Source organism: Collinsella aerofaciens (assembly GCF_040910185.1).
Taxonomy (GTDB): domain Bacteria; phylum Actinomycetota; class Coriobacteriia; order Coriobacteriales; family Coriobacteriaceae; genus Collinsella; species Collinsella aerofaciens_BF.
The window spans coordinates 73,551-86,035 of sequence record NZ_JBDGBA010000007.1 but is presented as its reverse complement, the minus strand read 5'-3'; the positions used below and the strand labels follow the sequence as shown (position 1 = coordinate 86,035).

The following is a 12,485-nucleotide window of genomic DNA, read 5'->3' as shown; positions in this document are numbered from 1 at the left end:
CCCTCCTGAATCATAGGAGCCTGCACCCGTATCGTCGCTTTACGTTATTCGCTGATTGGGATTTGGCTGACAACAACTGTGGCCACTCATTCGATTCACAATTGGCATATCTTATTTGCGCAATAGAATATGTGTGTCAATGCAGCCTCATGGACCCTTATGGCCCAACCGGAACAATCAAACTCAGCTGTATTGGCTTCCATCTGCGGGACGACCATTGGGGACTTAACCTGAGAGGATTGAGGATGAAGTTCCATAAAAACGTGACCATGTTCGATTTTGCTGGTATTCCGATAGTTGCGAATTATGACAACGGTATTATTATCGGACTGACTGCCGCCGGTGCAGAAATATGTCGAAAGTTGCTCGTGGAAGACCTAGACCGGTCCGAAATTTCACTCGTAGATCAAAGTCTGTTCGACCAGCTAAGTAATAGTTGTTTTTTTGAGGGTCCACGGCATCCACCCGCATTGAAAACGGTGTATTTTCATGTCACGAGCCGCTGCGATTTAACATGTCAGGGATGTTATTCGTACAAGGAGGGGAGAAATTCCTGCGAAGACCCCTCCCTGGAATGCATCAAGAAAGCGTTGGATGAAATAAGTAGTCGCGGAATAAGTCAACTTGTCATCTCTGGAGGGGAGCCGTTCCTTCGTGATGACTTGCCAGATATCGTCGCATATGCAAAGGAGGTTTGCGGAATCCCGTCTCTGGCCATTCTCTCGAACGGGCTGCACATCGATCAAAGCTCCCTTCATCGCCTCTCAGGTCATTCTCCCTGCATTTCTATTTCATTTGATGGATACTCCGCAGAATCGCAAGCTCACATTCGTGGTACACAAAACTTTTCTAAGCTCGTTGACTCGATTAAACAAATAAAGAGCGCCGGGATTCAAGGACATATCATCGCCACAATTCACGCCCTGAACATCGAAGATGTTCTTCAGTACGTGACCCTTTCAAAAAGACTTGGAGTTACGATCAATTTCAGCCTGATATCGTTCACCTCTTCCGATCCTCATACGGCTGGCCTCATTCCCTCTCCGAGCCAACTTTACTCGCTGGGGGACGCATTGTTCCACCTTGGAAGCGATTCGATGGCCGGCCCTCATGGACAAACGCGCCTCAACATTTCTGCAAAACGTTATTGTGGCGCTGCGAAAAACACGCTCAGTATTGATTCCGACGGAACGGTTTACCCGTGCCATATGCTTCATGAGGAAAAGTACGCAATGGGCAATGTGTTTATCGATAGTCTGGCCAATGCTCTCGATTCGGATGTCGCGAGACTATTTCAGCAGCTTGATGCATCTCGATTTGAGACATGCTCCACTTGTAAATACTGCGAAATATGTGGCGGTGGATGCAGGGCGCGATCTTTATGCTCATCGCCCACTCTTGCTGCGCCCGATCCATACTGCCCACTAATGATTCGTTTCTTTGAATTGCTCGAGGACGAAACGTCACGCGCCTTCTGTGCTGTCGAATAAGTTGCTGGGGGTGCGTATCGTCTTTTGTTGTAGTCATCGCGCAAGGTAACGCAACGACAACAGTTCATGCTGCCTGAGAAGCAACGAGCTCTCTGTAATACTCGCATGTGTCCATCAGGATTTCATGCGGACCTTGCGCGACAACTTGACCTTCATTCACGACAACAATCCAATCAGAACTCAAAATCTGAGACAACCTATGCGCCGTACAGAGTACGGTAATTGATGAGAATGCCTTACGGATGATGTCATTTATCTCATGCTCCGCTATCCCGTCGAGACTCGATGTCGGCTCATCCATAATTAACAGGTTTGGGAGCCCCAAAAATGATCGAGCCAGGGCCAGTCTTTGTTTTTGCCCTCCAGACAAGGCGGAGCCGTTTTCCCCCGTTTGATAATCGAGTCGCGGTTGCGGAAGCGTTAGTCCAACTAAATCCAGGACCTTTTCCATCTCGGAATCCGAGATTCCCTCCCGTCCGACAGACAAATTCGATCGTATCGTCCCCCTCATGACAACTGCATCTTGGTCTACATAGCCGATTGAGGCTCTCAAACGACTTGTCTCAATTTCATTCAGGGGCATTCCATTTAACAATATCTCTCCAGAGTTTGGAAAGAAGAATTTCTCCAGCAATCCCAGGCAAGTTGTTTTTCCACCGCCCGAAGCGCCAACAATGGCGGTTCTTTTCCCTGCGGGAACGATAAAACTTGCATCTTTCAAGGCGAATTCTGTTTCTCCGTCGTAGGAAAAGCTTACGTTGTTGAACTGTATTTCCGCAGCGCCAGAAATTATATTTGGAATCTGATGATTATATCGAATGCTTCTCTCAACGTTCATTGTCTCGAGTTCGGTGAGACGACGCTCCCCCGCTTCCGCTTCGCGCATCCTTGATATCGATCCTGACAGCTGAGATACGGATGAGGAAAACGCCGAAAAATACATTAAAAACATGACGAGACCGGAGAATGAAATTGCTCCGTCTGCCACACGAAAGGCGCCGAACAGTATGGTTCCAATATTTGCTAGCTGCATCAATATCGAAGCAATTGGAAACAAGCAACTGTTGATTACTGACAGTCGCAACCCATCCTCATGTGCCCTAGAAACTTCGAGCTCCAACTCCTTACGCGAAGCATTCCACGCTCCATATGCACGGAGCACTCTGCCTGTTCTCATGCTCTCTTGCGCGCCAGCCGTTATTCCGGTATACGCATCTTGAATCCCCTCTCTCAGTTTTACGAGGGGTCTGGACGCCATAACAGCAAACACAAGAGAAAGGACTCCGAAGGAAGCACCAACAAAGAACGTGATTGGCTCGATACACAATAGAGCTATCGTCGAACCAATCAGAATAATTGTCGCTTGGAACAACGCGATACTCTGTCCTGGCAATGCTTTAGTTAAATCTACATCGCTTACTATTCTCTGGGAATACCATCCCGGAGCCTTAGATTCTTGCTCAAGAATTGGCAGACTGAAAAAACGTTCAACAAGCCCACAGCGCAACTCATATGCCGAGTCTTCACATATCTTACCCAGCACTAGTTGCTGGCACATTGTTACCAGGGCATTGGAAGCGAGTATAAACACCAATGCAGCAACAATAGACCCGGAGAGCTGCCCGCTCTGAACACCTTCGATTAGCTTGCCTCCAAGCTGGGGTTGAACTAGTACCAGCAGCTCACTGATCCCCCCGAGTAAAAGGCATAAAATATATAGGAACCGATGATGGGAGATACTTCGTCCCAGCACTTTAAGCAATGTCTTCATGATCTTCACCGATTGCAAACTATTCCGACAGCCCGTTGACGAGACCGACTCCTTCGCTATGCCTCACGCCGTACAGCGTTTGTATGAGTATTGAGAGCGCAACGAGAATGAATCCTGCCCCTAACACAACGCCCCCACCAACAAGCGGTCTCCAGAATGATGGGGCGATTCCGATTGGAATACCGATAAGATAGCCGGTCAACATTGCCGGCATTGCTCCAATCGCCGCAGCAGCCACAACGTGAACAGCTGCTTCAATGAGGCAGGCTACCAAGAGGCTGCTGCGCCGAATCCCAAGCGACAGGTATTGTGCGGCATCTTTTTTCCGACTATCAAAAGAAAGAAAGGAGGATACAGCCGCACCGGTGCAACTTAGTATTACAGGACCACCAAATAGTATTATTGAGCTTGTCCAATCCAAAGATGTATTGAGGCCGGTTAATCCAATTCGGTTGATGTAGCCTGTCAAGACATCGGTCATCACATTAAAAGAGGATAGGATTCCATATCCAACCATAATGGACACTTCCGATGAACCCGCTATTTCAATCTGATGCAAGGCATTTCGAGCCGCGATAAAACCTGGAATGTTGCTGACAGAAACTCCCTTATTTAATAGTTTCAACACCGCAGTTAACAGCCAAGGAGATGCAACGGCGAAGATGCTAGTCGCAAAAAGCGGTACCATCATCGCATAGTCGAAATATCCTTCTCGCAATTGATCCGGAAGGTCGCACAGGTATAAAGATAATGCCACCACAAGCAGGAACCCAATTGCGGCCCTTAAGGGAGACCTCCATTTTGTAGGCATCTCGGTCTCCCGCACGACTGTGACTGGGGGAATATTCGCCGCTCGCCTCGCGGCTCGGCAACCACCAACAACAAACAAGATTCCCGCGCCAAACCAGACAGCAGGCATGTTGAATAAACCCAGATCAAGGGTAATATTGCTCGGAGGATTATATGAGCTAAAAACCAATGGAAACAACAGGGGGTAAGATAACACTTCCAACGCCGATCCACCAGCCGCTCCGACAATAGCAATCGCGAACAGTTGCATCAACACAATCAATCGAATTGTCCGAGGGCTGGCTCCAACAATCTGCCACAGTGCATAAGTTTTCGCCTTCAACGAAACCGCCTGCTGCGCCAAAGGCACCAACAAGGAGACGGCGGCTATCGACGAGAAGAGAACCACTACAGTACCGAGGTTTTTGAGATTATCGAATTGACTTGCAGTTGACTCGATCGAAACTGCCCAGCTGCCGAGATATCCGAAAACCACCGCAATTGCAAGCAATCCACCCCATACGGCCTTTGTGCTCGTTAGGTCAGCGAATACCAAGCGAATCATTTGGCCACCTCAAATGCAGCCAGTATTTCTTTAGGGCTAGGACCGTCCATCTCACGTTTGATAGTTCCATCAATAAAAACTAGCACCCGGTCCGCAAGAGCCGCTGCCTCCAAGTCATGGGTAACCAAAAGGACTGAACGTCCTTCGACATCAACCAGGTTGCGAAGAATTTTCAAGACATGTTGAGTGTTTTCCGCATCTAGGGCACCTGTTGGCTCATCCGCAAAAATGATATCGGCGTTCGTCGCAAGCGCACGGGCTATAGAAACGCGCTGCTGCTCACCGCCAGAAAGTTGAACAGGCTTCAGTTTTTGCTTTTCAGCTAACCCCATCTTTGCAAACAGGTGTTGCAGATCCTGCTCAGCTACCGCAGCCCCCGAAAGACGAGCCGCAACAGATACGTTCTCTATTGCTGATAAAGATGAAATGAGATTATACGATTGAAAAATAAAACCCGCGTGCGCCCTGCGAATCTTAGATAGTTGATTTGGAGATATGCCCACGATATCATGACCTGCAAGTTTTATCGTCCCTTCTGTGGGAGACTCCAACCCGGAAAGGCAATGAAGCAGCGTTGACTTTCCGGAACCACTCGGTCCCACTATTGCCACCATTTCTTTAGTGCCAACATGGATGTCAACCCCTTTCAACACCTCTACGGGTTTCCCTCCTTTCTGCGCAAACGTTTTGCGAACTCCGTATGCGACAATCGGTTCACACATTCTTGTCCCCCAATTGCTTCAAGCTCCCAACTCATAAGAAATGGAAGGCGTGAAGCCTTCCATTTCTTATGAGCAACTATCCGAAGATGTCACAGAAGAAACTTAGATTGCTCTGCTTTCCATCACAACCCCAGCTCCATCCAGAAGCGCAAAGATCGACATCTGGCTCTGCCGGAGTCATTGCCTGAAGTTGGAGCAGCGCGTTCACCCGCACCACACCTCCCCTCAAAAAAATCAAGTAGGTAAGAGGCCCACAGGGTCTATTAAAACCCTGTGGGCCGCGGACTTAGTGGTGGCCTCCGCACCACAGGCTTGCAGCGCTGTTGTCGCCATCGCAGAAGAAGCTCAAGCCCGAACCGCGAGGATCGATCTCAGCGCCGGACGACTTCATCGCCTGGAGTTGAAGCAATGCACTCATTTCTAACCTCCTTTCCTTTTTTCATAAATGCGAAACTAATGAAGAGGAACGGGGAACCATTCGCATCTGCGCGACTGAAAGGACAACAGGAATCCGATCAAGCCTGCTGACCCAGTGGAATAATCCGCAGATAAACAGGCTCCTCCGTTCCCAACCATGAATATGGATTCATCCTCATCGCGCGAAAATAGGAATCCATTCGCGACGTTCCTGATCATCAACCGAAGGGGCGCCTCATCTTTTGGGTTTGGCGAACAGAGCAGGGCAGCAGCTTTTCCACAAATCCCACAAAATAGTCCGCCGTTTAACGAGATGGGCTCTTCTATATTCAAACTCATCTTTTCCAGCTCATCAGTCCAGCTGTTAGGAGTGCAATACGTCAAGGCGAAGAACACTCCCGCCGTCCCCTCAGAGAGATAGCCGAAGTTGACGCCATCATAATTAACAAAGTAACCGTTTTCCCCGAAGCTCAGAAGGTCCATCTCGAATTTAAGGCAATCTTGCATCATTGCTAACCAGTCTGAGCTGCCGTGAAAATACTCCATCAAACGCTTGCACGCAATGGCAGCCCCTGACCAGCCATCAAATAGGCCCACAGCATTTCCGGTTTCCGAGCCTGGGCTCACCAAACATTCATGAGACTGGATCGCCGTCTTCAGCTGTTCTGCCGCAGATTCAATGAGGCGAGATAGTCGTGGCTCTTCGGTGTCTTCTTCAAGCTGGCAGAGCGCAAGAATTGTCCCGGAAAGGCCGGTTCGAATCGAAAGGTCATGTCGGTTGATAGCGGGCAGTTCAGACGGCACAAGCGCAAGCGCCTCCCGCGTATACCCAGATTGTGACAATGCACTTGCGATTCCTGACACCCCACGCAAGAGGCCGTGAAATCCAATAGACGTTCCTGCATCGAGCTTCCTCTTTATCCATTCCACATCTTCTTGAACGTTCATTCCTGCACGAGACATCATTAGCATTATTCCTGCTGCTCCAGTCTCGATGTCCAGTGAACCGGAGTCGTCATGCAAGAATTGCGAAGCATCGCCCGGATATCTTCTTTCATCCCCGGATTCAATCAACATCTGCGATGACATTCTGATGCCCGCGGCAAGCCGATTTATCAGCTCACCGCAATTAATATCAGTTGCCACATACGGGGAATAGTCAAATCTGTCTCGTAGCAAGCTCGAAGGTACATTGGCCCTGGCGTCTGACAGCAGATTCATCGTCTCTTCAGAGAATAGACTCTCCACGTGAACAAGGCTTGTCTCCAGCGCTCTAGGACTGAATGCCGTGGACCAAGAGGGCCAGAAGATATAAAACAGCAAATTTGTGAGAGCGAATGCGTCGCGATCAGCATTACCACACCTCTCGTAGGGAATGAATCCTGGAGTACCCAGAACGCCCGAATCATCGCCCTCAACGTGTCGGACTCCTTCGAAATCGATTACCGAAACGCTTTCATCAGGCCCAACAATGAAGTTCTTCAGATTTATGTCCATTATCGCTATGCCCCGAGAATGGACCTCGTTTACGAGCCTGATGATGGCCCTCGCGATTCGCAGAGCTCTTTTTTCAAACTTTTCAACAAGAGCCATTTCGAGGGAAAATGGATAATTAGACGCAAGCCATGTTTGGAGCGATACTCCTTCGACGAATTCCTCAATCAGAAATTCATGCCCATCGATCACCTTATATCCAAGGTACTCGGGAATACCGCCAATGCCCTGTAATTGTATCAATGCCTCCTTTTCTCTCCGCAGCCTGGCAATGGCGTCTTCCTCACCCGTGTAACCAGCAAAGGGACGTGCTTCCTTCAAAACCACGCTTTTGCCGGTTGCCTCATTCCTTCCGAGATATACCCCTCCACCATTGCTGAAATGAAGGCTATCGAGAATCGAATACGGCGCGAGTTCTCTTGCTAGAGAGTCAGCATCGGGATTCAATCTCTCGAAAACTTCTGCTTCGATTTTTTGCGGTACTTTTACGAAATCCGGGAGAACGAAAAACGGTACCCGCTTGTCCTCAATCGTGTTTCCATCTGGAGTGGCAATCACCATGACATTCTTGCCACCTTCAAGCACTTGCTTGCGATAGTAAAAGCCACCATAGCGAAAATACACTGAGCCGTTTCCATATTTTGTATCGGAAAGAATATACGGGCCCTCAACGTTCTCGGTCAATTCATTGAGGCTATCTAGCAGATAGCAAAACTGCTCATCGTCTCTAGGATACACAGTAATAAATTTACCGGATCCCGATCGATCTGCGTACTTCATATTCGATTGATAGAAAGCAGTTGTAGTCGCTCTAAATTTAAATGGGACACCCTTTTCGAGCAAGAAGTTGGATATGTTATCCAAGACGAAATCTTCCATTCCCGGACGAACGCTAATGTGTATCTTCCATCCTTGCAAAGGAAGCTCATAGCGATCGGGGAAACAGTATCTCCAAGTATCATCCTCCGTTGTTGACCAGCTTTCCGGCAAATCAACTCGATACTCTCGTCCTACCTTGAAACTCGTCTTTTCATAAAACGGAGAGCTTGGGAACACATGTTTGAATCTATACTCAGTCAGATTTTTATACGGTAATGCTGACTTCTTATTATCCAACTCCAACCCCTCCCTCTCCGGACTTTACTGCACGGCATTCGAAGACTTCTTACAGATATAGATAATAGACCAAAAGTTAAACTATTTGTTTAAGAATTTCTCGATTTCTTATGGCTTTGCTTTATGAATCAAAACAGCTTCCTGCCTAGAACGTGATAGCCACCGGATCGTATGCTTGCAATAGTCTGCATCGATACTTCGAACAAGTGGTACGCCCGCTCCCCGAATACAACATCGCCCTCGAACCGTGTCTGGTTTCATTTTCCATGAGAGACACCTCGCGTCGAAAGGGCCCATATGTCCGCAAGGAGGAACATCGTACACAAGCTCGCAAAAAAAGGGGCTGAAACGGTACCGAGGCGTCGACGACAGGGCCTCAAGACCATCTTACGAAGCGCACTTACGAGGAAAACGTCGACGCTGACCGCCTTTTTCTGATACTGGGTGCCAATCTCTTGAGGCTCTTCATCGACGTCCTTTTCAGGTGTGTGAAGAGCATCTCGGGTCCGACCATTCGCGCGCTCCTGTGGCCGACTTGGAGGAATCCCGAATATACCGCTTGTTCCGCATCGAGCACACTGCCTCGAGATCCCCGGTGGGAAGCACCCCTGCAGACATTCGGCATTCTCCCGCGAGGTCAACGCCTATACCCCACCCACAACCCGTCCGTAAGGATTGAACGCGTCCGGCCTGAGCCGACGTCGCCGCCTCGGTCCACGCCCCCGTCTCGGAGTGAGGCCACCGGCGCACTTGTCCATCGCCCTCCCCCGTTCGAGATGGATATGCGCCAAGAGTCTCCCCGACATGGAGGCACATTCCCGGATCGCGGCGGGCGACCGTACCTTCGAAAAAGACATGTGCTCCCCGTGTACCATCGTCCCGGACAACTGAATCACCGTAGTCAGCGGAAACGCAAGGGGCCCGATGGACAAACCGCTGCTGCCTAGAGACTGCGGAGCACCACGGCTACACGATTCTCTCTACCCGGGCCTGAGCCCTGCAGGCCGAAAGACCAAGCGGCGAAAACGGACGACCCAAGCGAGCCGTGCGAACTTCCGATCTTCCAGGAGCTCGCTAATGAGCTCACCTGCATCGTAGGAGCGCTCAGCTCCAAGCCGCTCTCTTGGTGGGATGGAAATTGAGATGACGTATCCCTTGAAGAGGAATCTGCGTGCCGTGCGTGCTGCCCTTCGAACTCCGAACGCGACGACGACTCGAAGTATCGCCCGATCACCGAACGCGGCCTGAGCGGGCGCAGCAGTCGACCCCTTCCGGCTGGACAGCCATCTCCTTCCCGGCCGCAGTGCACTGACGTACCTGGCAATATCCCACCGACTTGGTTCGCATGCCGCCGTATTACGCCGAGGCACAAACCCATTGCAGTCCGAATCACAGCGAAGCCGACGATGCAGCGGTAACCCCCGACGCCACGGCGGCGTAGGATTGCCACACGTTCCAAGCAACAGCCCATCGAGCGCGCACGGACTACCTTATGCCCCGTCCCTCGACGACCTAGGGATGCCACGCGGAAACACCCGGCGTCATTATGCGGCTTTTCGATGCGTCAACTCCTGGAAATCGATCGATAGAGCTATAGAAGTACCCTTTGGGCACGCAGGAGCGATTAGAAAACATGGAGGCGGAGGTCAACTCGGAGGCAGGGAAGCTGATCGGATTCATTCTTGACTCAGGCTCGATGCAGCTACAGGCCTACGTCTCATACACGAACATCCTGTCACTATCCAAGCGCGACAGGCGCGACGAGGTCGGACGACCCCGCATCAGGATCAATAAGCTCGGCGGTACAGTACACTACGCCATAGTGAACAACGCCATACCGCTCCAGCCGAAAACGCAGGCCGCAAGGAAGCGTGCGCCGGCATTCCGAGAATCATATACCGCTTGATAGCCGGCCATCTCTGAATGCTTCGGTGTGTTTTCGGTATGTAATTCACTGAGGACGAATTTGGTCCGGCGGGACCGCTCCAGACGGTAAGTATGCGCGTACGACATGAGGCGGTTGAGCTTGCTCTCTGCGCGCTAGCCGAGAACATGCCGTCTTCGGAGACTGTCGGGCTCGCCGGCGCTTTGAGGACTATGATGGCCAACCAGACGGGACAAACTTCCTCTCGCTTGTTTCCCAGGCAGAATCCGGCTCAGAGACCCGGACCATGGGGTGAGCGCATCGAACACCGACGAAGGGGCCACCCACTACGCGGCAATGGGGAAGCATCCCGTTCAAGGCTGTGCTGGACGACTTATGGGTAACAGGCTCCGCCCCATCCACGGTGCTGAGGTGAAATATGTCAAACTCGGCTAGGCATTGCGAGTTGAGGGTCGACCTGCCCCCAGCTTGCATATGCTTTCTTCAGAGCCTCAAAGAACTCGCAACGAATGGCTCTTGAGAAAGAAACGGCAGTTATGAAAACCACACGCGAAAAGGCACTCTCCGACGTCGGAACCGTGAGGACGGAACGATCGACATCAGCGTCGCGGTAAAGCCGCTGCTGGAGGGACTGCTCAACACTGCGATGGATAAACAGGCATTGAAGTTCGGGGTGTGCGCTGCATGTCCCGCAGGCCGCACTGGCAACAAGGGCTACTCCGAAGGGTTCTTCGACCGCTCAAACAAAAACTCTTCCACCAAAAAGCCTGGATCGGCGCGGGTGTCGCCGAGCTCATGTCCGAGCCTGATATCTGAATACCGCGGCTCCGTTCGGGTCGCATTACGCAAGCTCTCAGCTGGTTCACGCGCGACAAGCCACGAATCGCGTTGGCAATGCGATGTTGATATCAAAATGTCCACAACTCTGCCCGCGTTAACAGCCCCATGTCAAACACGATATTTATCCTATAAGGTCTTTTCGGCACCGTTAATACTGAACCGGATATTAACGGTACATAAATGGGGGGCCACTTTCTCAATTTAAAGTAAATTTCTCGAGGCAATTGATTCGGCTAATATGTTGTTTATCCACTCTAGTCTGCGCTTTGTTCACGATAGAACGCCAGGTAATCTTCCATGAATTTCTCTCCGAAATTCTTACGTGCCTCTTCCGCGCTCATATATTCAATTAGGTCTCCGGGCTGGCAGTCGAATATCTCGCAAAGCCGATTAAGCGTCTCGATCCTCAATGCCCTTACCTTGCCGTTTTTAAGTTTGGAAATCGTCTGGACGCTGCAGCCAAACTCATCAGCAAGATCGTTCGATTGCATTTTACGGGAGGCTAACATCTTATCCAGATTAAAAATAATCGCCATAAGGCACCTCAGAGCGTTTCATCGGATAGCCTCTGAAGCAAGGCTCCATACTTAAAAACATATGATAGGCAAAACGAGACAATCGCCCAAAGCACAGAAGCCACATCAACATTCACAATAATGGGTTGAACGGACAGCCCGACAAACATGTCTCCAACGGACTCAATAGAAAAGGGAGCAAATGAGATCATTAGCTCAAATAGCATTTTACCCAAAAGCAGCCAACCAACTGTCTTCCATCGTAAAGACTGTATGTCCGAGAAAGGAGACTCACCTCGTGACATATCCTCAAACACACGTATGAACAGTCGAAACAGAAGCGTTACAATAGCGACCATAATCAAATTGGGCAAAAACCGCTGGATTGTTGACAGGATATCCCCGATTGAATAATCCAAAGAGACAATCCACAAGAACATCGCCGCACAAATCACCAAGATAGCAACTATATAAATATAAAATAGAACTCTAAGCAATCGGCCCGCGACTCGGCTCACGGATTTTAGGCGCCCCAGAGATTGGTAGATTTTCTCCTCATCGTTCGTCATGTATCGGTTCGCCGCATTCGAAGCAGTGTCCATTTGATATCTATCCAGTTTCACCTTGATGGCGCGCCATGATTGGCTGCCGGCCATTAGAACCCAATCTTAAAGCAAACGTTTCCCCAACCGATTACAGAGCAATAGGTATACGAACTAGCATCGTTAGTGAAAATCATTTTTCCTCCTTAGGTATCAGATTCCTTTAATTCTTTTAATGGTCTCTTTCTATTTTATTACGGTTTGATGTTATTGAGCAATAGCTTTGCGGAAACAACGATGACAACATCTGGCCAGCTGCAAGTTCACCCGGGCAATTCA

The 12,485-nt window shown here is 50.0% G+C and carries 9 protein-coding genes; 2 read left to right on the top strand and 7 right to left on the bottom strand.

Annotation, left to right across the window (positions count from 1 at the left end):
• Nucleotides 1–245: 245 nt before the first annotated feature.
• Entirely contained in the window at nt 246–1,490 is a 1,245-nt protein-coding gene (locus AB5Z54_RS04485; protein WP_346969459.1) for a radical SAM/SPASM domain-containing protein, read from the top strand.
• 64 nt (nt 1,491–1,554) lie between these two features.
• Here AB5Z54_RS04485 and AB5Z54_RS04480 read toward each other — a convergent pair whose 3' ends face one another.
• From AB5Z54_RS04480 to lanKC, 5 genes are all read right to left on the bottom strand, one after another.
• Nucleotides 1,555–3,261 (bottom strand): ABC transporter ATP-binding protein, encoded by a 1,707-nt coding sequence (locus AB5Z54_RS04480; RefSeq protein ID WP_346969460.1) that lies wholly within the window; start codon nt 3,259–3,261, stop codon nt 1,555–1,557.
• Between the two features lie 19 nt (nt 3,262–3,280).
• Complete coding sequence (locus AB5Z54_RS04475; RefSeq protein WP_346969461.1) at nt 3,281–4,615, bottom strand: FtsX-like permease family protein; 1,335 nt, start codon at nt 4,613–4,615, stop codon at nt 3,281–3,283.
• Nucleotides 4,612–5,337 (bottom strand): ABC transporter ATP-binding protein, encoded by a 726-nt coding sequence (locus tag AB5Z54_RS04470; RefSeq protein ID WP_346969463.1) that lies wholly within the window; start codon nt 5,335–5,337, stop codon nt 4,612–4,614. Before AB5Z54_RS04470 ends, AB5Z54_RS04475 begins: the two co-directional genes overlap by 4 nt.
• Nucleotides 5,338–5,623: 286 nt before the next feature.
• On the bottom strand, nt 5,624–5,755 hold the full coding sequence (locus AB5Z54_RS04465; protein ID WP_346969464.1) for a hypothetical protein: 132 nt from the start codon (nt 5,753–5,755) through the stop codon (nt 5,624–5,626).
• Between the two features lie 35 nt (nt 5,756–5,790).
• Nucleotides 5,791–8,364 (bottom strand): class III lanthionine synthetase LanKC, encoded by a 2,574-nt coding sequence (gene lanKC, locus AB5Z54_RS04460; RefSeq protein ID WP_368160460.1) that lies wholly within the window; start codon nt 8,362–8,364, stop codon nt 5,791–5,793.
• Between the two features lie 1,633 nt (nt 8,365–9,997).
• Here lanKC and AB5Z54_RS04455 point away from each other — a divergent pair.
• Complete coding sequence (locus tag AB5Z54_RS04455; RefSeq protein WP_346970201.1) at nt 9,998–10,270, top strand: hypothetical protein; 273 nt, start codon at nt 9,998–10,000, stop codon at nt 10,268–10,270.
• 1,073 nt (nt 10,271–11,343) lie between these two features.
• Here the strand turns inward: AB5Z54_RS04455 and AB5Z54_RS04450 are convergent.
• Nucleotides 11,344–11,625, bottom strand: a complete 282-nt coding sequence (locus AB5Z54_RS04450; protein WP_346970200.1) for a helix-turn-helix domain-containing protein — start codon at nt 11,623–11,625, stop codon at nt 11,344–11,346.
• Nucleotides 11,626–11,633: 8 nt separating this feature from the next.
• Entirely contained in the window at nt 11,634–12,260 is a 627-nt protein-coding gene (locus AB5Z54_RS04445) for a hypothetical protein (RefSeq protein WP_346970198.1), read from the bottom strand.
• Nucleotides 12,261–12,485 lie beyond the last annotated feature (225 nt).

Coding starts and splice junctions, on each gene's coding strand:
- AB5Z54_RS04485 (WP_346969459.1), top strand. CDS start 246: ATGAAGTTCCATAAAAACGTGACCATGTTCGATTTTGCTGGTATTCCG.
- AB5Z54_RS04480 (WP_346969460.1), bottom strand. CDS start 3,261: ATGAAGACATTGCTTAAAGTGCTGGGACGAAGTATCTCCCATCATCGG.
- AB5Z54_RS04475 (WP_346969461.1), bottom strand. CDS start 4,615: ATGATTCGCTTGGTATTCGCTGACCTAACGAGCACAAAGGCCGTATGG.
- AB5Z54_RS04470 (WP_346969463.1), bottom strand. CDS start 5,337: ATGTGTGAACCGATTGTCGCATACGGAGTTCGCAAAACGTTTGCGCAG.
- AB5Z54_RS04465 (WP_346969464.1), bottom strand. CDS start 5,755: ATGAGTGCATTGCTTCAACTCCAGGCGATGAAGTCGTCCGGCGCTGAG.
- AB5Z54_RS04455 (WP_346970201.1), top strand. CDS start 9,998: ATGGAGGCGGAGGTCAACTCGGAGGCAGGGAAGCTGATCGGATTCATT.
- AB5Z54_RS04450 (WP_346970200.1), bottom strand. CDS start 11,625: ATGGCGATTATTTTTAATCTGGATAAGATGTTAGCCTCCCGTAAAATG.
- AB5Z54_RS04445 (WP_346970198.1), bottom strand. CDS start 12,260: ATGGCCGGCAGCCAATCATGGCGCGCCATCAAGGTGAAACTGGATAGA.